The 23,070-nt window shown below is 39.7% G+C and carries 19 protein-coding genes and 1 pseudogene; 17 read left to right on the top strand and 3 right to left on the bottom strand.

Annotation, left to right across the window (positions count from 1 at the left end; genetic code table 11):
* Positions 1–10 precede the first annotated feature (10 nt).
* The 12 genes from ftsE (at position 11) to SMIDD28_RS00760 (ending at position 15,078) form a co-directional block, all read left to right on the top strand.
* On the top strand, positions 11–703 hold the full coding sequence (gene ftsE, locus SMIDD28_RS00815; RefSeq protein WP_000022265.1) for a cell division ATP-binding protein FtsE: 693 nt from the start codon (positions 11–13) through the stop codon (positions 701–703).
* Positions 696–1,622 (top strand): permease-like cell division protein FtsX, encoded by a 927-nt coding sequence (gene ftsX, locus SMIDD28_RS00810; protein ID WP_061423985.1) that lies wholly within the window; start codon positions 696–698, stop codon positions 1,620–1,622. Before ftsE ends, ftsX begins: the two co-directional genes overlap by 8 nt.
* Positions 1,623–1,906: 284 nt before the next feature.
* Positions 1,907–4,087 (top strand): PTS transporter subunit IIBC, encoded by a 2,181-nt coding sequence (locus SMIDD28_RS00805; protein WP_081103160.1) that lies wholly within the window; start codon positions 1,907–1,909, stop codon positions 4,085–4,087.
* Positions 4,088–4,138: 51 nt separating this feature from the next.
* Positions 4,139–4,954, top strand: a complete 816-nt coding sequence (locus tag SMIDD28_RS00800) for an endonuclease/exonuclease/phosphatase family protein (RefSeq protein ID WP_061423983.1) — start codon at positions 4,139–4,141, stop codon at positions 4,952–4,954.
* A gap of 140 nt (positions 4,955–5,094) precedes the next feature.
* Complete coding sequence (locus tag SMIDD28_RS00795; protein ID WP_061423981.1) at positions 5,095–6,480, top strand: DEAD/DEAH box helicase; 1,386 nt, start codon at positions 5,095–5,097, stop codon at positions 6,478–6,480.
* 319 nt (positions 6,481–6,799) lie between these two features.
* On the top strand, positions 6,800–7,990 hold the full coding sequence (gene metK, locus SMIDD28_RS00790; RefSeq protein ID WP_061423979.1) for a methionine adenosyltransferase: 1,191 nt from the start codon (positions 6,800–6,802) through the stop codon (positions 7,988–7,990).
* An 89-nt stretch (positions 7,991–8,079) separates the two neighbouring features.
* On the top strand, positions 8,080–9,471 hold the full coding sequence (pgdA, locus tag SMIDD28_RS00785; RefSeq protein ID WP_061423977.1) for a peptidoglycan-N-acetylglucosamine deacetylase PgdA: 1,392 nt from the start codon (positions 8,080–8,082) through the stop codon (positions 9,469–9,471).
* Between the two features lie 76 nt (positions 9,472–9,547).
* Positions 9,548–10,390 (top strand): aldo/keto reductase, encoded by an 843-nt coding sequence (locus SMIDD28_RS00780; protein ID WP_061423975.1) that lies wholly within the window; start codon positions 9,548–9,550, stop codon positions 10,388–10,390.
* A 269-nt stretch (positions 10,391–10,659) separates the two neighbouring features.
* Positions 10,660–11,421: an elongation factor Tu gene (locus SMIDD28_RS00775; protein ID WP_061423973.1), complete on the top strand. Its 762-nt coding sequence runs from the start codon at positions 10,660–10,662 to the stop codon at positions 11,419–11,421.
* Between the two features lie 192 nt (positions 11,422–11,613).
* A complete protein-coding gene (glyQ, locus tag SMIDD28_RS00770; RefSeq protein ID WP_000038733.1) occupies positions 11,614–12,531 on the top strand; it encodes a glycine--tRNA ligase subunit alpha in 918 nt (305 codons plus the stop codon).
* A gap of 211 nt (positions 12,532–12,742) precedes the next feature.
* A complete protein-coding gene (glyS, locus tag SMIDD28_RS00765) occupies positions 12,743–14,779 on the top strand; it encodes a glycine--tRNA ligase subunit beta (RefSeq protein ID WP_061423971.1) in 2,037 nt (678 codons plus the stop codon).
* Positions 14,780–14,820: 41 nt separating this feature from the next.
* Positions 14,821–15,078 carry a DUF896 family protein gene (locus SMIDD28_RS00760; RefSeq protein WP_061423969.1) on the top strand — a complete coding sequence of 86 codons (258 nt, stop codon included), beginning with the start codon at positions 14,821–14,823 and terminating at the stop codon, positions 15,076–15,078.
* Positions 15,079–15,299: 221 nt separating this feature from the next.
* Here SMIDD28_RS00760 and SMIDD28_RS00755 read toward each other — a convergent pair whose 3' ends face one another.
* The 3 genes from SMIDD28_RS00755 to SMIDD28_RS00745 are packed head-to-tail and all read right to left on the bottom strand — an operon-like array spanning position 15,300 to position 18,151.
* Positions 15,300–16,544, bottom strand: a complete 1,245-nt coding sequence (locus SMIDD28_RS00755) for an NAD(P)H-dependent oxidoreductase (protein ID WP_061423967.1) — start codon at positions 16,542–16,544, stop codon at positions 15,300–15,302.
* A gap of 18 nt (positions 16,545–16,562) precedes the next feature.
* The gene (locus SMIDD28_RS00750) at positions 16,563–17,168 is read right to left on the bottom strand and encodes an NADPH-dependent FMN reductase (RefSeq protein ID WP_000915939.1); all 606 of its coding nucleotides are present in this window, start codon (positions 17,166–17,168) and stop codon (positions 16,563–16,565) included.
* A gap of 59 nt (positions 17,169–17,227) precedes the next feature.
* Positions 17,228–18,151 (bottom strand): FAD:protein FMN transferase, encoded by a 924-nt coding sequence (locus SMIDD28_RS00745; protein ID WP_061423965.1) that lies wholly within the window; start codon positions 18,149–18,151, stop codon positions 17,228–17,230.
* Between the two features lie 307 nt (positions 18,152–18,458).
* On the opposite strand from SMIDD28_RS00745, the gene nox reads away from it, so the two are divergent.
* The 5 genes and pseudogenes from nox to SMIDD28_RS00720 all read left to right on the top strand — a co-directional run.
* On the top strand, positions 18,459–19,838 hold the full coding sequence (gene nox, locus SMIDD28_RS00740) for a H2O-forming NADH oxidase (RefSeq protein WP_061423963.1): 1,380 nt from the start codon (positions 18,459–18,461) through the stop codon (positions 19,836–19,838).
* 256 nt (positions 19,839–20,094) lie between these two features.
* Positions 20,095–20,970, top strand: coding sequence for a pyridoxal 5'-phosphate synthase lyase subunit PdxS (pdxS, locus tag SMIDD28_RS00735; RefSeq protein ID WP_000138517.1), 876 nt, complete (start codon positions 20,095–20,097; stop codon positions 20,968–20,970).
* Entirely contained in the window at positions 20,971–21,552 is a 582-nt protein-coding gene (gene pdxT / locus SMIDD28_RS00730; protein ID WP_061423961.1) for a pyridoxal 5'-phosphate synthase glutaminase subunit PdxT, read from the top strand.
* Positions 21,553–22,111: 559 nt separating this feature from the next.
* On the top strand, positions 22,112–22,843 hold the full coding sequence (locus SMIDD28_RS00725; RefSeq protein ID WP_061423959.1) for an ABC transporter ATP-binding protein: 732 nt from the start codon (positions 22,112–22,114) through the stop codon (positions 22,841–22,843).
* A gap of 17 nt (positions 22,844–22,860) precedes the next feature.
* Positions 22,861–23,070, top strand: a pseudogene (locus tag SMIDD28_RS00720) (hypothetical protein); the annotation flags it as partial.

Genomic DNA, 23,070 nt, shown 5'->3' with positions numbered 1-23,070 from the left:
AGGAACTCACATGTCAATCATTGAAATGAGAGATGTCGTCAAAAAATACGACAACGGAACGACTGCCCTACGCGGTGTTTCGGTCAGCGTTCAACCGGGAGAATTTGCTTACATTGTAGGACCTTCAGGAGCAGGGAAGTCAACCTTCATTCGTTCTCTATATCGTGAAGTAAAAATCGATAAAGGAAGCCTATCAGTTGCTGGTTTTAATCTGGTTAAGATCAAAAAGAAAGATGTCCCGCTTCTACGTCGTAGTGTTGGGGTTGTCTTCCAGGATTATAAATTGTTGCCAAAGAAAACGGTCTATGAAAATATTGCTTACGCTATGGAAGTAATCGGGGAAAATCGCCGTAATATCAAAAAACGTGTGATGGAAGTTTTAGACTTGGTTGGGTTGAAGCACAAGGTTCGTTCTTTCCCAAATGAGCTCTCAGGTGGAGAGCAACAGCGGATTGCGATTGCACGTGCCATTGTAAATAATCCCAAAGTATTGATAGCCGATGAACCAACAGGAAACCTGGACCCGGATAATTCATGGGAAATTATGAATCTCTTGGAACGGATTAACCTACAAGGGACAACTATTTTGATGGCGACTCATAATAGCCAGATTGTAAATACCTTGCGCCATCGTGTCATTGCCATTGAAAATGGCCGTGTTGTTCGTGACGAATCAAAAGGAGAGTATGGATACGATGATTAGTAGATTTTTTCGCCATTTATTTGAAGCCTTAAAAAGTTTGAAACGAAATGGTTGGATGACAGTTGCTGCTGTCAGCTCAGTTATGATTACTTTGACCTTGGTGGCAATATTTGCTTCTGTTATTTTCAATACAGCGAAACTAGCTACAGATATTGAAAATAATGTCCGAGTAATGGTATACATTCGTAAGGACGTAGCTGATAATAGTGAGACTATTGAAAAAGAAGGTCAAACTGTTACAAATAATGACTACCACAAGGTATATAATGCTTTGAAGGGGATGTCTACTGTTAAGAGTGTTACTTTTTCAAGCAAAGAAGAACAATATGAAAAATTAACCGAGACAATGGGTGACAACTGGAAAATCTTTGAAGGAGATGCCAATCCCCTCTATGATGCCTATATCGTTGATACCAATACGCCAAGTGATGTAAAAACTGTAGCTGAAGATGCTAAAAAAATTGAAGGTGTGTCTGAGGTTCAGGATGGTGGTGCCAATACAGAACGCCTATTCCAACTAGCATCATTTATCCGTGTTTGGGGATTAGTTATTGCAGGACTTTTGATTTTCATTGCAGTTTTCTTGATTTCAAATACCATTCGTATTACCATTATTTCTCGCAGTCGCGAAATTCAAATCATGCGCTTGGTTGGTGCTAAGAACAGTTATATCCGTGGACCTTTCTTACTTGAAGGTGCCTTCATTGGTTTACTTGGAGCAACTGCGCCATCAGTGTTGGTCTTTATTGTTTATCGAATGGTTTACCAATCTGTCAACAAGTCGTTGGTCGGACAAAATCTTTCTATGATCGCGCCAGAGGTATTTACTCCTCTGATGATTGCCCTATTATTTGTGATTGGGATTTTCATTGGTTCACTGGGATCAGGAATTTCAATGCGCCGATTCTTGAAGATTTAGGTAAACTAGCTGCTTTTATGAGGAGATTGCAAAATCTCCTTTTTTGCTACAATAATGTTTGAAAAGAGATGCGTAGAAGAAAAGAACTTCCAAAAGAGTCGCTCAGAGAAGGCTTCTTTATGGCTAACTTGAACTTGAATTTTTGCACTAGAAATTTTTTTGAAAAAAGAGTATTTTTTTGAATAAAAGCCTTTACAAAAAAAATTAAAGTGGTATAATTAAATCATAAAAGGTGCAAACGTTTTCGTAAAACGTTTGCCTAAATAAAAATAAAGGAGATTTGAATGATGAAAGATACATTCAAAAATGTCTTGTCTTTCGAATTTTGGCAAAAATTCGGTAAGGCTTTGATGGTGGTTATCGCGGTTATGCCGGCTGCCGGTTTGATGATTTCAATCGGTAAGTCTATCGTGATGATTAACCCAACCTTTGCACCACTCGCTATTACTGGTGGTGTACTAGAGCAAATCGGTTGGGGAGTTATCGTTAACCTTCATATCTTGTTCGCCCTTGCTATTGGAGGAAGCTGGGCTAAAGAACGTGCTGGTGGTGCTTTCGCCGCTGGTCTTGCTTTCATCTTGATTAACCGTATCACTGGTACAATCTTTGGTGTATCAGGCGATATGTTGAAAAATCCAGATGCTATGGTAACTACTCTCTTCGGTGGTTCAATCAAAGTTGCTGATTACTTTATCAGTGTTCTTGAAGCTCCAGCTTTGAATATGGGTGTCTTCGTAGGGATTATTTCTGGTTTTATTGGGGCAACAGCTTACAACAAATACTACAACTTCCGTAAGCTTCCTGATGCACTTTCATTCTTTAACGGAAAACGTTTTGTACCGTTTGTAGTTATTCTTCGTTCAGTAATTGCTGCAATTGTACTTGCTGCTTTCTGGCCAGTAGTTCAAACAGGTATCAATAGCTTTGGTATCTGGATTGCCAACTCACAAGAAACTGCTCCAATCCTTGCACCATTCTTGTATGGTACATTGGAACGTTTGCTCTTGCCATTTGGTCTTCACCACATGTTGACTATCCCAATGAACTACACAGCTCTTGGTGGTACTTATGGTGTCTTAACTGGTGCAGCTAAAGGTAGTCAAGTATTTGGTCAAGATCCACTTTGGCTTGCGTGGGTAACAGACCTTGTAAACCTTAAAGGTACTGATGCTAGTCAATACCAACACTTGTTAGATACAGTACATCCAGCTCGTTTCAAAGTTGGACAAATGATCGGTTCATTCGGTATCTTGATGGGTGTAATTGTGGCTATCTACCGTAATGTTGATGCTGACAAGAAACATAAATACAAAGGTATGATGATTGCGACAGCTCTTGCAACATTCTTGACAGGGGTTACTGAACCAATCGAATACATGTTCATGTTCATCGCAACACCTATGTATCTTGTTTACTCACTTGTTCAAGGTGCTGCCTTCGCTATGGCTGACGTCGTAAACCTACGTATGCACTCATTCGGTTCAATCGAGTTCTTGACTCGTACACCTATTGCAATCAGTGCTGGTATCGGTATGGATATCGTTAACTTCGTTTGGGTAACTGTTCTCTTTGCTGTAATCATGTACTTTATCGCAAACTTCATGATTCAAAAATTCAACTACGCAACTCCAGGGCGTAACGGAAACTACGAAACTGCTGAAGGTTCAGAAGAAGCTAGCAGTGAAGTGAAAGTTGCAGCAGGCTCTCAAGCTGTAAACATTATCAACCTTCTTGGTGGACGTGCAAACATCGTTGATGTTGACGCATGTATGACTCGTCTTCGTGTAACTGTTAAAGATGCAGATAAAGTAGGAAATGCAGAGCAATGGAAAGCAGAAGGAGCTATGGGTCTTGTCATTAAAGGACAAGGGGTTCAAGCTATCTACGGACCAAAAGCTGACGTATTGAAATCTGATATCCAAGATATCCTTGATTCAGGTGAAATCATTCCTGAAACTCTTCCAAGACAAATGACTGAAGCGCAACAAAACACTGTTCACTTCAAAGGTCTTACTGAGGAAGTTTACTCAGTAGCAGACGGTCAAGTTGTTGCTTTGGAACAAGTAAAAGATCCAGTATTTGCTCAAAAAATGATGGGTGATGGATTTGCAGTAGAACCTGCAAATGGAAACATTGTATCTCCAGTTTCAGGTACTGTATCAAGCATCTTCCCAACAAAACATGCTCTTGGTATTGTGACTGAAGCAGGTCTTGAAGTATTGGTTCACATTGGTTTGGACACAGTAAGTCTTGAAGGTAAACCATTTACAGTTCATGTTGCTGAAGGACAAAAAGTTTCAGCAGGAGATCTCCTTGTCACAGCTGACTTGGATGCTATCCGTGCAGCAGGACGTGAAACTTCAACAGTAGTTGTCTTCACAAATGGTGATGCAATTAAATCAGTTAAATTAGAAAAAACAGGTTCTCTTGCAGCTAAAACAGCAGTTGCTAAAGTAGAATTGTAATATACTTGAGGTTGGAAGCTGTATTCCAACCTCTTATTTTGGGAGAAAAGAATGAAATTTTTAACACTCAATACTCACAGTTGGATGGAAAAAGAAGCTGAGGAAAAATTCCAATTTTTGCTTGAGGATATTCTTGAAAAGGACTATGATTTGATTTGTTTCCAAGAAATCAATCAGGAGATTACCTCGCCTAAGGTAGAAGTTAATGATCTCTATAAAGCTTTGCCAGCAGCAGAGCCTATTCACCAAGACCATTATGTTAGACTCTTGGTTGAAAAGTTGTCTGAGCAAGGGAAAAATTACTACTGGACTTGGGCCTATAACCATATCGGTTATGATCGCTACCATGAAGGTGTAGCTATCTTGTCTAAAACACCTATTAAAGCCAGAGAAATTTTAGTTTCAGATGTGGATGATCCAACAGACTATCATACTCGTCGTGTTGCCCTAGCTGAGACTGTAGTCGATGGTAAGGAGCTAGCAGTTGCAAGTGTCCACCTTTCTTGGTGGGATAAAGGTTTCCAAGAAGAATGGGCACGATTTGAGGCTGTCTTGAAAGAATTGAACAAGCCGCTTTTGCTAGCTGGAGATTTCAACAATCCAGCAGGTAAGGAAGGCTACCAAGCTATTTTATCTAGTCCATTAGGCTTACAAGACGCATTTGAAGTTGCTCAAGAGAAAAGTGGTAGCTATACTGTTCCACCAGAAATTGATGGCTGGAAGGGGAATACAGAACCCCTTCGAATCGACTATGTCTTTACTACCAAAGAGTTAGCGGTGGAAAATTTACATGTCGTATTTGATGGTAACAATAATCCGCAAGTGAGTGATCACTATGGCTTGAATGCTATGTTAAACTGGAAATAATGACTGAAAAGAGGTTGGGATTCACAAGTTCCAGCCTTTTTCTGACTAGAGAAGCTACAGGAAATAGCCTAAATAAGTGAGATTACTGAAATGGAATAAAATATGGTATAATTGATAGGATAGATAGAATCGAGGATATTATGTCATTTACGAAATTTCAATTTAAAAACTATATTAGAGAAGCCTTGCAGGAGTTGAAATTTACAACTCCAACAGAGGTACAAGATAAGTTGATTCCCATTGTCTTGGCAGGTCGTGACCTAGTAGGAGAATCAAAAACAGGTTCAGGTAAGACTCATACTTTCTTGTTACCGATTTTCCAGCAATTAGATGAAGCTAGCGATAGTGTACAAGCAGTGATTACTGCACCGAGTCGTGAGTTGGCTACTCAAATTTACCAAGCAGCCCGCCAGATTGCTGCTCACTCAGATGTCGAAGTTCGTGTGGTTAATTATGTGGGTGGTACGGATAAGGCTCGCCAGATTGAGAAATTGGCAAGCAATCAGCCTCATATTGTTATTGGAACACCAGGCCGTATCTACGACTTGGTTAAATCTGGTGATTTGGCTATTCACAAGGCCAAGACCTTTGTGGTCGATGAGGCAGACATGACCTTGGATATGGGATTCTTGGAAACTGTTGATAAGATTGCTGGCAGCCTTCCAAAAGACCTGCAATTCATGGTCTTCTCAGCTACTATTCCACAAAAATTGCAACCATTCTTGAAAAAATACTTATCAAATCCTGTTATGGAGAAAATCAAGACCAAAACGGTCATTTCTGATACCATTGATAATTGGTTGATTTCAACCAAGGGCCGAGATAAGAATGCTCAAATTTACCAGTTGACTCAGTTGATGCAACCGTATTTGGCAATGATTTTTGTTAACACTAAAACGCGTGCTGATGAATTACATGCATACTTGACTGCTCAAGGTTTGAAGGTGGCAAAGATTCATGGGGATATTGCCCCTCGTGAGCGCAAACGTATCATGAACCAGGTGAAAAATCTGGATTTTGAGTATATTGTCGCAACAGATTTGGCAGCGCGTGGAATTGACATTGAAGGTGTCAGCCATGTCATCAATGATGCCATTCCGCAAGATTTGTCCTTCTTTGTTCACCGTGTTGGTCGTACTGGACGAAATGGACTACCAGGTACAGCTATTACCCTTTATCAGCCAAGTGATGACTCGGATATCCGTGAGTTGGAGAAATTGGGAATCAAGTTTACTCCTAAGATGGTCAAAGACGGGGAATTTCAAGATACTTATGACCGTGATCGTCGTGCCAACCGTGAGAAAACACAAGATAAACTTGATATCGAAATGATTGGTTTGGTTAAAAAGAAAAGAAAAAAGTCAAACCAGGTTATAAGAAGAAAATTCAATGGGCGGTTGATGAAAAACGTCGCAAGACCAAGCGTGCTGAAAATCGTGCTCGCGGTCGTGCAGAGCGTAAAGCAAAACGTCAAACATTTTAATAGAAATTGTTGGAGTACTGAGCTCCAACTTTTTTATTTATGAGAATGAACTATCTAAATAGAAACACTACGTTAAAGACTGTAAATTGCGTTAAAAAATGGTATAATGATAAAGTTATATAGTCCCGATAAGATGGTAGAAATTTCTATTTTTTCTTTCGAGTCGCAACTAGCAAAGAATGACGGCTCCAAAGTCGTTCGTCATTCTACGGTTGCCGATATAGGGCGGTCACCCTATGCGCCTTACTAGCTTCAGAAATAAAAAGTATCGTTTTTTCTTACGTGTCGCAACTCGTAGATGATAGGGATTTCTATCAGTACTTTGTAACTCTATAACACTATTTTTAAGGGGGGACATTTTTATGTCAGAACGTAAATTATTCACGTCTGAATCTGTATCTGAGGGGCATCCAGATAAGATTGCAGACCAAATTTCAGATGCTATTTTGGATGCTATTTTAGCTAAGGATCCAGAGGCGCACGTTGCTGCGGAGACAGCTGTATATACTGGTTCCGTCCACGTTTTTGGTGAAATTTCTACAAATGCCTATGTGGATATTAACCGTGTGGTTCGTGATACCATTGCAGAGATTGGCTACACCAATACAGAATATGGTTTTTCTGCTGAGACTGTAGGAGTACATCCATCTCTGGTAGAACAATCTCCTGATATTGCCCAAGGTGTTAACGAAGCCTTGGAGGTTCGTGGGAATGCAGACCGAGATCCGCTTGACTTGATTGGTGCTGGTGACCAAGGGCTCATGTTTGGATTTGCAGTGGATGAAACAGAAGAACTCATGCCATTGCCAATCTCACTCAGTCATAAATTGGTTCGTCGTCTGGCAGAACTTCGTAAGTCTGGTGAAATCAGCTATCTTCGTCCAGATGCTAAATCACAAGTTACAGTTGAGTATGATGAAAATGATCGTCCAGTACGTGTGGACACAGTCATTATTTCAACTCAGCACGATCCAGAAGTCAGCAACGAACAAATTCACAATGATGTCATTAGCAAGGTTATCAGAGAAGTTATTCCAGCTTCTTACTTGGATGAGCAAACAAAATTCTTCATCAATCCAACTGGTCGCTTTGTAATCGGTGGACCTCAAGGAGACTCAGGCTTGACTGGTCGTAAGATTATCGTGGATACCTATGGTGGCTACTCTCGTCACGGTGGTGGTGCCTTCTCTGGTAAGGATGCGACTAAGGTGGACCGTTCTGCCTCATATGCAGCTCGTTATATTGCCAAGAATATTGTTGCAGCGGGTCTTGCTAAGAAGGCGGAAGTACAATTGGCCTACGCTATCGGTGTTGCCCAGCCTGTTTCTGTCCGTATCGATACCTTTGCTACAGGAACAGTAGCTGAAAGTAAGCTTGAAAAAGCAGCTCGTCAAATCTTTGACCTTCGCCCTGCAGGAATTATCCAAATGCTGGATCTTAAGCGTCCAATTTACCGTCAAACAGCAGCTTATGGACACATGGGACGTACAGATATTGATCTTCCATGGGAACGTTTGGACAAGGTAGATGCTTTAAAAGAAGCAGTCAAATAAAATCTTAAGAGGGGGACTTCCTCTCTTTTTAATATACTGTTTCCTCTAAAATCATTGAAATTATAGCCTGAATTTGATATGATGGTTCTATGAATAAAAGTAGAGCAAAGCGTGTTGAGCACGATAAAAAGAGAATCGGTTTAATAGCCCTAGTAGCTATCTTTTCGGTAAGTATTTGCGTCCTTGGTTCAATGATTGGATACAAGGTATTTTCAAAACAAAACTTTGAACAAAAGATTGAATCGCTTAAAAAAGAGAAAGATGATCAATTAAGTGAGGGAAATCAGAAAGATCATTTTCGTAAGGGAAAAGCCGAAGTAATTGCCTATTATCCTCTCCAAGGGGAGCAAGTGATTTTATCTGTAAAAGAAATCATGACACAGGATATTAAGGAAAATCTGAAAGACAAGGAAAATCTGGTTTTTTATTATACGGAGAAACAGGATTCGACTTTAAAAGGTATTGTCAACCGAAGTGTGATGAAACAAGTCTATGATTTAACTTCGTCAAAAGTTGAAGAGACTGAAAAAACTAGTCTAGCGAAAGTGCATTTGACAGAAGATGGTAAACCTTTTACACTTGATCAATTATTTTCAGATGCTAGTAAGGCTAAAGAGCAACTGATAAAAGAACTGACTTCTTTCTTACAGGATAAGAAATTGGAGCAAGAAAAGATTGATCAGATTGTTAAAGGTTTCTCTGACCAAGACTTGTCTGCATGGAACTTTGATTATAAGGACAGCCAAATTATTCTTTATCCTAGTCAGGCAGTGGAAAATCTAGATGAGATTGCCTTGCCAGTATCTAGTTTCTTTGAAGTTGTTCAGTCCTCTTATTTATTAGATAAGGACGCAGAGCTATATAAGGCTTATTATGAAAAGAAAAATCGTAAAGTAGTGGCCTTGACTTTTGATGATGGACCAAATCCTGCGACGACAAATCAAGCATTAGATACACTTTCTAAGTATGGTATTAAGGCAACTTTCTTTGTTTTAGGTAAGAATGTTCCTGGAAATGAGGAGATTTTGAAACGCATGAAAGCAGATGGTCATGTTATTGGAAATCATAGTTGGAGCCATCCAGTGCTTTCAAAACTTTCCCTTGATGAAGCTAAAAAACAAATTACTGATACGGAGGATGCGCTAACTAAGGTGCTGGGTCCTAGCTCTAAACTTATGCGTCCCCCTTATGGAGCTATTACAGACGACATTCGCAAAAGCTTAGATTTGAGCTTTATTATGTGGGATGTAGATAGTCTGGACTGGAAGAGTAAAAATGAAGCATCTATTTTGACAGAAATTCAGCGTGAAGTCAAGAATGGTTCTATTATTCTCATGCATGATATCCATGCTGAAACAGTGAATGCTTTACCAAAGGTCATTGACTATTTGAAAGGGCAAGGTTATGACTTTGTAACAATTCCAGATTTGTTAGATACTCGTCTTAAACCTCACCAGCTCTATTACGACCGTGACCAATAATACACAAAATCTAAAGAGATAAGTTTTCCTTGAGAAGTTGTTTCTTTGGATTTTCTTCTCATAGAAAGGAAAAATAATGAAATCTTATACTTTAAATAATGGTGTTACGATTCCAGTACTGGGATTTGGAACCTGGAAAGCTGAAAATGGGGAGATTGCCTATCAAGCTGTTCTAGAGGCTTTAAAGGCAGGCTATCGCCATATCGATACGGCAGCTATTTATAAAAATGAAGAAAGCGTTGGTCGTGCTATTCAAGATAGTGGCGTTCCGCGTGAGGAAATTTTTGTAACCAGTAAACTCTGGAATACAAATCACAGCTATGAGCAAGCTCGTCAGGCTTTTGAAGAGTCTTTAGAGAAGCTGGGCTTGGAATATTTGGATTTGTATTTGATTCATTGGCCAAATCCAAAACCGCTCAGAGAAAATGACCAATGGAAAATCCGAAATTCAGAAGTCTGGAGAGCGATGGAGGAGCTTTATCAAGAAGGCAAAATCCGTGCTATCGGAGTTAGTAATTTCCTTCCCCATCATTTGGATGCCTTGCTTGAAACAGCAAAAATTCTTCCTGCGGTCAATCAAGTTCGTTTGGCGCCAGGTGTCTATCAAGAGGAAGTCGTAGATTACTGTCGAGAAAAAGGAATTTTATTGGAAGCTTGGGGACCTTTTGGTCAGGGAGAATTGTTTGATAGCAAGCAAGTGCAAGAAATCGCGGCAAATCACGGAAAGTCTGTTGCTCAGATAGCCTTGGCCTGGAGCTTAGCAGAAGGATTTTTACCACTTCCAAAATCTGTCACAGCTTCTCGTATTCAAGCTAATCTTGATTGCTTTGGAATTGAACTGAGTCATGAGGAGCGTGAAACCTTAAAAGCGATTGCTGTTCAGTCTGGTGCTCCACGAGTTGATGATATGGATTTCTAGAAAATCATAAAAAGAATTGTACATTGTTCCAATTTTTGATATAATAGTCAACAGGAAAGAAAGTCTTATGGCGTTCTTCAAGCGAGCTTGGGATAGTGGGAGCCAAGTAGGGCAAAATAAAGAACTGGCGCTTTCTGTAGTATTTTCAAAAACAATGAAGTAATAAATTAGGGTGGAACCGCGTTTCTGACGCCCCTAGTCGCAAGGCTTGGGTGTTGAAATTCGGTTCTTTTGCTTATTCAGTCTATTGTGTGAAAGAAAGGAGAGACGTGGAAAACCTTTATCTTGTAAAAGACGATAGTCAACTAGCTGCATTTCGTGATTTTGTAGTAAGAAATACTGAAAAGTTGAAAGATTATCAATCTTTTTTAAAGAATGAACTTGCAGTCTGTGATTTACCGCAAGCCGTTATTTGGTCAAGTTTTAATGCTGCTACACAGATTATTAGGGAAAGCGCTGTTCCAGCCTATACAAATAATAGACGAATGGTTATGACGCCTGATTTAGCTGTTTGGAAAGAGTTGTATTTGTATCAGTTGATGGACTACGAGTGTTCTCAGCAAACTCAAGCAATAGAAAGTCACTATCATTCTTTATCTGAAAATTTCCTCTTACAGATTATAGGACATGAGTTAGCTCATTGGTCGGAGTATTTTTTAGATGATTTTGATGGTTATGACTCTTATATCTGGTTCGAAGAGGGGATGGTTGAATATATTAGTCGCAAGTATTTCTTGACAGAAGAGGAATTTCAGGCGGAAAAAATTTGTAATCAATCTCTCGTAGAACTTTTTCAGAAGAAGTATGGTTGGCATTCATTGAATGATTTTGGTTCTTCGACTTATGATAAGAACTATGCAAGTATTTTTTACGAATACTGGCGCAGTTTTTTGACAGTAGATAAGTTGGTAGAAAATCTAGGTAGTGTACAAGCGGTCTTTGATTCTTATCATCTATGGGCAAATACAGATAAAACTCTTCCCTTGTTGAATTGGTTTGTTCAGCAAAAATTAATTGAGAAAGAAATATAAAAACTAAAGGAGTAAAAAATGTCTAAGAAATTAACATTTTACTGCGTCAGTGGCAGAGGCCTCCTTACAGTCGGGCTGCACCACGCTCAGCACTAGAGTGCCTGAGCTAGACGCAGTACTAACTCGTCTTGCCTCGTATGATCGACGAGGCAGACTCGTGTCGCAAGTAATTTATATAAAAAGGAGTAAATAATGTCTAAAAAATTGACTTTCCAGGAAATCATCCTTACTTTGCAACAATTTTGGAATGACCAAGGTTGTATGCTTATGCAGGCTTATGATAATGAAAAAGGTGCGGGAACAATGAGTCCTTACACTTTCCTTCGTGCTATCGGACCTGAGCCATGGAATGCGGCTTATGTAGAGCCATCACGTCGTCCTGCTGACGGTCGTTACGGGGAAAACCCTAACCGTCTTTACCAACACCACCAATTCCAAGTGGTCATGAAGCCATCTCCATCAAACATCCAGGAACTTTACCTTGAGTCTTTGGAAAAATTGGGAATCAATCCTTTGGAGCACGATATTCGTTTCGTTGAGGATAACTGGGAAAATCCATCTACTGGTTCAGCTGGTCTTGGTTGGGAAGTTTGGCTTGACGGTATGGAAATCACTCAGTTCACTTATTTCCAACAAGTAGGTGGACTGGCAACTGGCCCTGTGACTGCGGAAGTTACCTATGGTTTGGAGCGCTTGGCTTCTTACATTCAAGAAGTAGATTCTGTCTATGATATTGAGTGGGCCGATGGTGTAAAATACGGAGAAATCTTTATCCAGCCTGAGTACGAGCATTCAAAATATTCATTTGAAATTTCGGATCAAGAAATGTTGCTTGAAAACTTTGATAAGTTTGAAAAAGAAGCTGGTCGTGCCTTGGAAGAAGGCTTGGTTCACCCTGCCTATGACTATGTTCTCAAATGTTCACATACCTTCAACCTGCTTGATGCACGTGGTGCCGTATCTGTAACAGAGCGCGCAGGCTATATTGCACGTATCCGTAACTTGGCCCGTGTCGTAGCCAAAACCTTTGTCGCAGAACGCAAACGCCTAGGCTACCCACTTTTAGATGAAGCAACACGAGCTAAACTCCTAGCAGAAGACGCAGAATAAAGAGAGTGACAAATTACGAAAATGGGCGAACAGAGTGAGCCCTGAGCAAGTTGTCGCAGTGATGAAGGTATCCTTAGTGAAACTAAGGATACTAGGCAAAATTGGAGACTTTTGGCTCCAATTTTAGCAATGAAACAACGAAGTTGGTTGCTTGCGTGCCAATCACATAAGGCAAGCTGGAAAATAAAAAGATACTTTTCGGAGAAAAAACATGACAAAAAACTTATTAGTAGAACTCGGTCTTGAAGAATTACCAGCCTATGTTGTCACACCAAGTGAAAAACAACTAGGCGAAAAAATGGCAGCCTTCCTCAAGGAAAACCGCCTGTCTTTTGAAGCTGTTCAAACCTTCTCAACACCACGTCGTTTGGCTGTTCGTGTGACTGGTCTTGCAGACAAACAGGCTGATTTGACAGAAGATTTTAAGGGGCCAGCAAAGAAAATTGCCTTGGATAGTGATGGAAACTTCACAAAAGCAGCTCAAGGATTTGTTCGTGGCAAAGGTTTGACGGTTGAAGATATCGAATTCCGTGAAATCAAGGGTGAAGAATATGTCTATGTCACTAAGGAAGAAATTGGTCAAGCAGTTGAAGCCATTGTTCCTGGTGTTGTAGATGTCTTGAAGTCATTGACTTTCCCTGTCAGCATGCACTGGGCTGGCAATAGCTTTGAATACATTCGTCCTGTTCACACTTTAACAGTTCTTTTAGATGAAGAAGAATTTGATTTGGATTTCCTTGATATTAAGGGAGGGCGTGTGAGCCGTGGCCATCGTTTCTTGGGACAAGAAACTAAGATTCAGTCAGCATTGAGCTATGAAGAAGACCTTCGTGCACAGTATGTAATTGCAGATCCACGTGAACGTGAGCAAATGATTGTTGACCAAATCAAGGCAATCGAAGTTGAACATGGTGTACGTATCGAGATTGATGCTGATTTGCTGAATGAAGTCTTGAACTTGGTTGAATACCCAACTGCCTTTATGGGAAGTTTTGATGCTAAATACCTTGAAGTTCCGGAAGAAGTCTTGGTAACTTCGATGAAGGAACACCAACGTTACTTTGTTGTTCGTGATCAAGATGGAAAACTCTTGCCAAACTTCATTTCTGTTCGTAACGGAAACGCAGAGCATTTGGAAAATGTCATCAAAGGAAATGAAAAAGTTTTGGTAGCCCGCTTGGAAGACGGTGAATTCTTCTGGCGTGAAGATCAAAAATTGGTCATTTCAGATCTTGTTGAAAAATTAAACAATGTGACTTTCCATGAGAAAATTGGTTCCCTTCGTGAACACATGATTCGTACTGGTCAGATTGCTATTCTCTTGGCAGAAAAAGCAGGTTTATCAGCTGATGAAACAGTTGACCTAGCCCGTGCAGCAGCCATTTACAAGTTTGACTTGTTGACAGGTATGGTTGGTGAATTTGACGAGCTCCAGGGAATTATGGGTGAAAAATATGCCCTTCTTGCTGGTGAAACTCCAGCAGTGGCAGCTGCTATTCGTGAACATTACATGCCTACATCAGCTGAAGGAGAACTTCCAGAGAGCAAGGTCGGCGCAGTTCTAGCCATTGCAGACAAATTGGATACGATTTTGAGTTTCTTCTCAGTAGGTTTGATTCCATCAGGTTCTAATGACCCTTATGCCCTTCGTCGTGCAACCCAAGGTGTGGTTCGTATCTTGGATGCTTTTGGTTGGCATATTGCTATGGATGATCTGATTGATAGCCTTTATGCTTTGAATTTCGATAGTTTGACTTATGAAAATAAGGCAGATGTGATGGACTTTATCAAGGCTCGTGTTGATAAGATGATGGGTTCTACTCCAAAAGACATCAAGGAAGCCGTTCTTGCAGGATCAAACTTTGTTGTGGCAGATATGCTAGAAGTAGCAAGTGCTCTTGTAGAAGCAAGCAAGGAAGAAGACTTTAAACCATCTGTTGAATCACTTTCTCGTGCCTTTAACTTAGCTGAGAAGGCAGAAGGAGTTGTTGCAGTTGATTCAGCTCTCTTTGAGAATGAAGAAGAAAAAGCCTTGGCGGAAGCAGTAGAAACACTCGTTTTATCAGGTACTGCAAGACAACAATTGAAACAACTCTTTGCTCTTAGCCCGGTCATTGATGCTTTCTTTGAAAATACTATGGTTATGGCCGAAAATCAGGCTGTCCGTCAAAATCGTTTGGCTATCTTATCTCATTTAACTCAAAAAGCTGCTAAGCTTGCTCGTTTTAACCAAATTAACACTAAATAAAATTTGATAAACGGACTTTATCTTATCACAAAGGAGAAGAAATGGATCCGAAAAAAATTGCTCGTATCAATGAGCTTGCTAAAAAGAAAAAAGTAGAAGGCTTAACCCCAGCTGAAAAGGTGGAACAAGCTAAACTACGTGAGGAGTACATCGAAGGTTATCGTCGCGCTGTTCGTCACCACATCGAAGGGATCAAAATTGTGGACGAAGAAGGAAACGATGTTACACCAGAAAAACTACGTCAAGTCCAACGTGAAAAAGGGTTACACGGTCGTAGTCTCGATGATCCAAATTCATAATAAATATTCGTTCTTTTGACAAAGATTGATGAAACGATAACAAAACGACTAGCAGACACAAACTGCTAGTCTTTTGTCACTTAAAAAGGAACCAAAATGGTTCCTAATACTCTTCGAAAATCAAATTCAAACCACGTCAGCGTCGCCTTACCGTACTCAAGTACAGCTTGCGGCTAGCTTCCTAGTTTGCTCTTTGATTTTCATTGAGTATAAAACTATTATTAGTTACTTGCTCCAGATGTAGCGTCTGCGCCACCACCGTGACCTCCAGCATCACCTGCATCAGAAGCTCCAGATGTAGCATCTGCATCACCGTGACCATGCCCGCCAGCAGGAGCTGCAGCATTTCCACCAACTAGACGTTGACCAGTTGTATTGAGGTACCAATCAAGCCATGGTTGGAAGTTGAAGACTATTTCATTGATACCAGCGTATGATCCATCAGGATAGTACATAGCTTGATAGTTGTGAGTATTAATAACCCCTGCAGGAGATCCAGGAACGATTGTACGAACATATTCTTGATCACCATTACGCAGTACACCGACAACCCATTCAACATTTTTCATACGTCCACCGGGAAGTGAGTTATGGACAGTTGAGAGACGGTTACCAGATTGAGATGGTACACGTTTAGCAAACATGGTGTTTGGATCTTGGTGAACATTATTGTAGTATAAGAATTGGTTGTTATCATCTGCAAATGTCAACTCAAATGGCATTGCTTTCAAGAACATGTCAATTTGGTTAACTGTCAAGATACCATGGTCTAATTTAACGTAAGTATCTCCAGAAACAGCTCCAACAAGTTCAGCTGCTTTTTCTACCCATTCTGGATCATCGGGATCAACTTCTGTGATTGTGGTAGCAATTGGTCTGCCACAATCCAAATCTTCTGGTTCAATTGGTTTTGGTTTTTTCAATTTTGAAACAACTCCTACATATTTTACAAAATTATCCAAGCAAGTTTCGAGGAATTTAACTGTTCCGTCATTTGTAATATTCCCATCAACATCAAAGGCTTCCTTAGCTTTACCAAGAAGGAATTCGTTTCCAGGAAGTGTATAGGCATTGACACCTGGAGCGTCAAGAATCTTACGAAGGTGAACTTGGGCACGAGAAGTACCTTGATCATAGTAAGAAGCTCCCACAATCATAACTGGTTTGTTTTCAAAAGGATGAACCTCGTATGAAAGCCATTCAAGAACTGATTTAAGAGAAGCTGAGATCGTGTGGTTGTGCTCAGGAGTAGCAATAATGACACCATCAGCACGCGTAATTCTGTTATACAAGAGACGCAATTGGAAGCTTTCGTCCCATTTTTCGTCCTGGTTAAACATTGGAACTTCGTCAATTTCAAGGACTTCTAATTCAAATTTGAGTTTGAAGTGACGACGGATGAATTCCAAGAGTTTACGGTTATATGATTGATCGTAGTTTGATCCTACAAGTCCAACAAATTTCATTCTTTTTGGTCTCCTATCTTACAAATTTTCCCAGTCAAAGTCTTCAGCATCTTTGCGAAGTAGGGCTTGTGCGTTGCGCAATTTTTCTGTAATTTTTACAAAGATACGGAAGTCGTCAAAAGTGGCATCCAGTTTTTTAATAACATCAAGATCTACTAAATCTCCACTTGGATTAAAGGCTTGAAGAGAATGTGAAAGCAAGAATTCATCTGGAAGGACACTTGCTTTAATTTCTGGAGCATTCAAGATTTGGCGAAGTTGTAATTGGGCGCGTGATGAACCAAGTGTACCGTAAGAAGCACCTGTAATCATGATTGGTTTGTTCAAAAGTGGGTAGATACCATAAGACAACCAAGCAAGAGCGCTCATCAAAACAGCTGGGATAGAGTGGTCGTACTCAGGAGTACCGATAATAACACCATCTGCCTCTTCGATTTTAGCAGCAATTTCCAGAATTTCAGCAGGTACTTGCTTGTCAGCTGGCTTGTTAAAGACAGGGATATCCTTGATTTCAACAAGTTCAATTTCAGCTTTGTCAGCAAAGTGTTTTTGCATGTATTGAAGCAATTGACGGTTTGTAGAACGTTTTGAATTTGTTCCAACAATAGCAATAAGTTTTAACATGAGATTTCCTTTCTCTTTTTACATAATACGATTTTAAAACTCCATTGAAACAGTTGTCTCTATAGAGTAGGAATTCCTGAAGAACAACTGAGGTGACCTTCCTTATCAATCAGAATCGCTTCGATGCCCTCCAAACTTTCGACTTGCCAGAGGATAGAAGCAGGTCTTTCTCCAAATAAACGAGTTGTCCAGATTTCACCATCAACTGATTTATCAGAGATAATTGTTAGACTTGCTAGTTCCGTTTCAATAGGATATCCTGTTTGACTGTCAAAAATATGATGGTAATCTTTTCCATCAACTGTCAGGTGACGTTCATAAATGCCCGAAGTCACGACAGATTGATTGACAACAGGGATGGTCATTAAGTGATTTCCCCTTGGATTGGCTGGGTCTTGAATCCCGATTTGCCAAGGCTGATTTGCTCTTGCCTGATTTTTTCCAATAGTCAGGATATTCCCTCCCAGATTGATCAAGGCAGATGTCACTCCCTCTTCTCTAAGAAATTGGGCAACCTTGTCCGCACTATAACCCTTGGCTAAACAACCAAGATCGATCTTCATTCCTTTTTGTTTTAAAAACACAGTGGAAGTGGAAGAATCTAACTCGATATAATGAGGATTGATTAAAGGGAGCACCGATTCAATTTCTTGAGGTTGGGCCACTTTGGCATCTGAAAAACCGATGCGCCAAGTTTGAATCAAGGGACCAATGCTGATATTGAGATGACTAGAGGGCGCTAGGCTATGCTCTAATCCAAGTGAAATCAATTCAAACAAATCAGGATGAACTTTGACTGGAGCTATTCCAGCTTGATAATTGATTTCCATCAACTCTGATTCTTGACTATTGGCATTGAAGCGGTATTCAAGCTCTTTAAGCAAATCAAAGGATTTTTGGAGCAAGATATCAGCTCGCTCATCCACTAATGAAATAGTGATAGTGGTTCCCATTAGGCGTTCAGAATGTGAACTAAGAGGCAAGCTACCAACTCCTTTCTCTTATGAAAAGAAGGTTGAAATATAGTAAATTTATGAAAAATGAACCCCTTACATTTTCTTTCCATGATACTAGCATACCATAAAGTCAGCGTTTTCACAAATAAAATTTGTAAAGATGTCAAGAAGTATGCTCAGAAAATAAAAAATAATTGTAATAATCTGTGTTAAATTACAGATTATTTACAATTTTTTACAAAAAATTAGGAAAAATCAGCCAAACTCTTGTAAACGCTAACAGTAAATGGTATACTAGTAGGGTAAATTTAAAATTGAAGGTAGGAATTTTTCTATGAGTAAAATCGTTGTAGTTGGTGCTAACCACGCTGGTACAGCATGTATTAATACTATGTTGGATAATTTTGGCAATGAGAACGAAATCGTTGTATTTGACCAAAACTCTAACATCTCTTTCCTAGGATGTGGAATGGCCCTTTGGATTGGTGAACAAATCGACGGTGCTGAAGGCTTGTTCTATTCTGATAAAGAAAAATTGGAAGCTAAAGGTGCTAAGGTTTACATGAACTCACCAGTTCTTTCAATCGACTATGATAACAAAGTAGTTACAGCAGAAGTTGAAGGGAAAGAGCACAAAGAATCATACGAGAAATTGATTTTCGCTACAGGTTCTACACCAATCTTGCCACCAATCGAAGGTGTTGAAATTGTTAAAGGAAACCGCGAATTTAAAGCAACTCTTGAAAATGTACAATTCGTGAAATTGTACCAAAACGCTGAAGAAGTTATCAATAAACTTGCTGACAAGAGCCAACACCTTGACCGTATCGCCGTTGTTGGTGGTGGCTACATCGGTGTTGAACTTGCTGAAGCTTTCGAACGTCTTGGAAAAGAAGTAGTCCTTGTTGATATCGTAGATACAGTCTTAAACGGCTACTATGACAAAGACTTCACACAAATGATGGCGAAGAACTTGGAAGACCACAACATCCGCTTGGCGCTTGGTCAAACTGTTAAAGCAATCGAAGGTGACGGTAAAGTAGAACGTTTGATTACTGATAAAGAAAGTTTCGACGTGGATATGGTTATCCTTGCAGTTGGTTTCCGTCCAAACACAGCTCTTGCTGACGGCAAGATTGAACTCTTCCGCAACGGTGCCTTCCTTGTAGACAAGAAACAAGAAACTTCACTTCCTGGTGTATTTGCTGTTGGTGATTGTGCGACTGTTTATGACAACGCTCGTAAAGACACAAGCTACATCGCGCTTGCTTCAAACGCTGTTCGTACTGGTATCGTTGGTGCCTACAATGCTTGTGGACATGAATTGGAAGGTATCGGTGTTCAAGGTTCAAACGGTATCTCTATCTACGGTCTTCACATGGTTTCAACTGGTTTGACTCTTGAAAAAGCGAAAGCTGCTGGTTACAATGCAACTGAAACAGGCTTTAACGATCTTCAAAAACCAGAATTTATGAAGCATGACAACCATGAAGTTGCCATCAAGATTGTCTTTGACAAAGATAGCCGTGAAATTCTTGGTGCACAAATGGTTTCACACGATTCTGCAATCAGCATGGGAATCCACATGTTCTCACTTGCTATCCAAGAGCATGTGACAATTGATAAATTGGCCTTGACAGACCTATTCTTCTTGCCACACTTCAACAAACCATACAACTACATTACAATGGCTGCCCTTACAGCTGAAAAATAAAAATGATGAACTATCTGGCTTTAAGTTAAGGTCAGATAGTTTTTTAGTTATACTCTTCGAAAATCAAATTCAAACCACGTCAGCTTCGCCTTACCGTACTCAAGTACAGCCTGCGGCTAGCTTCCTAGTTTGCTCTTTGATTTTCATTGAGTATTAATCTGTACCCACACAATTATCTTTTTTTTATCTTGTGATTCCTTCTAATCTGACTTAAAATGAAATGGTAGCTACCAATACAAATGATGAGGATAAAGAAATGACTGAAAATCGTTATGAATTAAATAAAAACTTGGCGCAGATGCTCAAGGGTGGGGTTATCATGGACGTTCAGAATCCTGAACAGGCCCGTATTGCAGAAGCTGCTGGTGCGGCAGCTGTGATGGCCTTGGAGCGGATTCCGGCTGATATTCGTGCGGCTGGTGGAGTTTCCCGCATGAGTGATCCAAAGATGATTAAGGAAATCCAAGAAGCGGTTAGTATTCCAGTAATGGCTAAGGTCAGAATCGGGCATTTTGTGGAAGCTCAGATTTTAGAGGCTATTGAAATTGACTATATCGACGAGAGTGAAGTTCTATCGCCAGCTGACGACCGTTTCCATGTGGACAAGAAAGAATTCCAAGTTCCTTTTGTCTGTGGGGCTAAGGACTTGGGTGAAGCCTTGCGTCGTATCGCTGAAGGTGCTTCTATGATTCGTACAAAAGGAGAACCGGGTACGGGGGATATTGTTCAAGCTGTTCGCCATATGCGTATGATGAATCAGGAAATTCGCCGTATTCAAAACCTGCGTGAGGACGAACTTTATGTTGCTGCTAAGGACTTGCAAGTCCCTGTAGAATTGGTTCAATACGTTCATGAACATGGGAAATTGCCAGTTGTAAACTTTGCGGCTGGAGGCGTTGCAACGCCAGCAGATGCTGCACTGATGATGCAATTAGGGGCAGAAGGTGTCTTTGTCGGTTCAGGTATTTTCAAATCAGGAGATCCTGTTAAACGAGCGAGTGCTATTGTTAAGGCTGTGACTAACTTCCGTAATCCTCAAATCTTGGCTCAAATCTCTGAAGATTTAGGAGAAGCCATGGTTGGTATCAATGAAAATGAGATCCAAATCCTCATGGCTGAGCGAGGAAAATAGATGAAAATTGGAATATTGGCCTTGCAAGGGGCTTTTGCAGAACATGCAAAAGTGCTAGATCAATTAGGTGTCGAGAGTGTTGAAATCAGAAATTTAGAGGATTTTCAGCAAGATCAGACTGACTTGTCAGGTTTGATTTTGCCTGGTGGGGAGTCTACAACCATGGGCAAGCTCTTACGAGACCAAGATATGTTGCTTCCCATCCGAGAAGCCATTCTATCTGGTTTACCAGCCTTTGGAACCTGTGCAGGCTTAATTTTGCTGGCTAAAGAAATTACTTCTCAGGAAGAGAGTCATCTAGGAACTATGGATATGGTGGTCGAGCGCAATGCCTATGGGCGCCAATTAGGAAGTTTCTATACGGAAGCAGAATGTAAGGGAGTCGGTCAGATTCCAATGACCTTTATTCGCGGTCCGATTATCAGTAGTGTTGGAGAAGATGTAGAAATTCTAGCAACAGTGGACAATCAAATCGTTGCAGCTCAAGAAAAAAATATGTTGGTAACTTCTTTTCATCCAGAATTGACTGATGATGTGCGCTTGCACCAGTACTTTATCGAAATGTGTAAAGAAAAAAGATAGTAAAAAAGCGCAAAAAATCACTTCCTGTGCTATACTGTAATTGAAATTTTTTTAGTTTGGGCGTTAGAACTGTTTCCTCAGTCCTAGCGCCTTTTCTGTTTGATAAGTCTGCTTGGTGGAGAGTAGTTTGTAAATGATTCTGAGAATCTTATGAACACAAGAAATGACGGCTTTCATCTTGCTTCCTCTTTGGGAAATTCGATTGTAAAACTCTAAGCAGGCTCTGCCTGCTTAGAGTTTTACATATGCTACTATCTTCGTTATAGCTAACTTTAATTCTCATTTATTAAGTATACCTAAGTTTTATGTTTAAATTTTGTATAGAATAGTTGTATCTCTTAATAAAGCTATGTTTACGCTTTCAATCAAGTCTCATTTATGATACTATTATGGTAATAGAAAAGATTCTTAGTTCGCTAAAGACCTTTATTCGAGATCCAGAGGAACTAGGAATTTTATCCATTAAAAATACGTTTCATAAGTTACTTGCTTGATATTAATAGAATTACAATATTGTATAATTAAATCAAAGATGACACTGGAATCAGGAGGATTTATTATGGTTAATAATGTAGCTGTTAAAGTCTCAAACCTTTCAAAAGAATTTTTGTTAGGACAAGACAAAACTGTCTCTATTTTGAAAGATGTTTCTTTATCTGTCAATTATGGGGAATTTGTATCAATACTTGGTGTCAGTGGTTCTGGAAAGTCTACTTTGCTAAATTGCTTATCAAGTTTGTCTGAACCAACAAGTGGCGAAGTTGTTATCAATGGTGTAAATCCATACACCTTAAAAGAAGGGAAGCTTGCTAAATTTAGAAGGCAAGATATTGCAATAATTTTTCAAAACTATAATCTGATCCCCGCTCTACCTGTACTAGAAAATGTTACACTTCCTCTGAGACTCTCAGGAAAGAGTGTTGATAGCAATAAAGTAAAAAAAATGTTGGATAGTTTGAATTTTAAAGCAGAACTATCATCATTAGTTGCTACCTTATCAGGTGGAAAACAGCAAAAAGTGGCTATTACTCGTGCAATAATAGCTGATAGTAAAATTATTTTTGCTGATGAGCCAACAGGAGCTCTGGACAGCGTCTCAAGAAAACTTATTTTTGAAACACTTCGTAATTTAGCGAGTCAAGGAAAATGTGTTTTTATGGTCACTCATGATATTGAGTTGGCTTCAAAAACTGACAGAGCACTCATTTTAAAAGACGGAAAAATATCTCGACAAATTATTAAACCTTCAGCTGATGAGCTCTACCAAGCACTTGAAAGTAGTAAAGATTAATTTGAGGAGGATTTATTATGCTAAAATTAATCATTTACCAATTTCAGTACTCAAAAAGACAATGGTTAGGAACAATACCATTACTATTTGTATCTAGCCTGATTGTTGGAACATCTTTATTTGGTATTGCTAGTTCAATAAAGACTGCTAATATTAACGCTTCACAACTTTTTCAAATGCTAATAATTTTTGGCGGGACTACTCTATTTTTCCTTATTTCAAATAAT

It is taken from the genome of Streptococcus mitis (assembly GCF_001579045.1).
In the GTDB taxonomy this organism is placed as follows: Bacteria; Bacillota; Bacilli; order Lactobacillales; family Streptococcaceae; genus Streptococcus; species Streptococcus mitis_D.
This window is presented reverse-complemented; position numbering and strand designations above follow the sequence as displayed.

What these genes read in the sequence shown, in the direction of transcription:
- SMIDD28_RS00800 (WP_061423983.1), top strand. Translation starts at nt 4,139, where the DNA reads ATGAAATTTTTAACACTCAATACTCACAGTTGGATGGAAAAAGAAGCT.
- SMIDD28_RS00805 (WP_081103160.1), top strand. Translation starts at nt 1,907, where the DNA reads ATGATGAAAGATACATTCAAAAATGTCTTGTCTTTCGAATTTTGGCAA.
- SMIDD28_RS00760 (WP_061423969.1), top strand. Translation starts at nt 14,821, where the DNA reads ATGGATCCGAAAAAAATTGCTCGTATCAATGAGCTTGCTAAAAAGAAA.
- SMIDD28_RS00755 (WP_061423967.1), bottom strand. Translation starts at nt 16,544, where the DNA reads ATGAAATTTGTTGGACTTGTAGGATCAAACTACGATCAATCATATAAC.
- metK (WP_061423979.1), top strand. Translation starts at nt 6,800, where the DNA reads ATGTCAGAACGTAAATTATTCACGTCTGAATCTGTATCTGAGGGGCAT.
- glyQ (WP_000038733.1), top strand. Translation starts at nt 11,614, where the DNA reads ATGTCTAAAAAATTGACTTTCCAGGAAATCATCCTTACTTTGCAACAA.
- pdxT (WP_061423961.1), top strand. Translation starts at nt 20,971, where the DNA reads ATGAAAATTGGAATATTGGCCTTGCAAGGGGCTTTTGCAGAACATGCA.
- ftsX (WP_061423985.1), top strand. Translation starts at nt 696, where the DNA reads ATGATTAGTAGATTTTTTCGCCATTTATTTGAAGCCTTAAAAAGTTTG.
- nox (WP_061423963.1), top strand. Translation starts at nt 18,459, where the DNA reads ATGAGTAAAATCGTTGTAGTTGGTGCTAACCACGCTGGTACAGCATGT.
- SMIDD28_RS00780 (WP_061423975.1), top strand. Translation starts at nt 9,548, where the DNA reads ATGAAATCTTATACTTTAAATAATGGTGTTACGATTCCAGTACTGGGA.
- glyS (WP_061423971.1), top strand. Translation starts at nt 12,743, where the DNA reads ATGACAAAAAACTTATTAGTAGAACTCGGTCTTGAAGAATTACCAGCC.
- SMIDD28_RS00725 (WP_061423959.1), top strand. Translation starts at nt 22,112, where the DNA reads ATGGTTAATAATGTAGCTGTTAAAGTCTCAAACCTTTCAAAAGAATTT.
- ftsE (WP_000022265.1), top strand. Translation starts at nt 11, where the DNA reads ATGTCAATCATTGAAATGAGAGATGTCGTCAAAAAATACGACAACGGA.
- pdxS (WP_000138517.1), top strand. Translation starts at nt 20,095, where the DNA reads ATGACTGAAAATCGTTATGAATTAAATAAAAACTTGGCGCAGATGCTC.
- SMIDD28_RS00795 (WP_061423981.1), top strand. Translation starts at nt 5,095, where the DNA reads ATGTCATTTACGAAATTTCAATTTAAAAACTATATTAGAGAAGCCTTG.
- SMIDD28_RS00750 (WP_000915939.1), bottom strand. Translation starts at nt 17,168, where the DNA reads ATGTTAAAACTTATTGCTATTGTTGGAACAAATTCAAAACGTTCTACA.
- pgdA (WP_061423977.1), top strand. Translation starts at nt 8,080, where the DNA reads ATGAATAAAAGTAGAGCAAAGCGTGTTGAGCACGATAAAAAGAGAATC.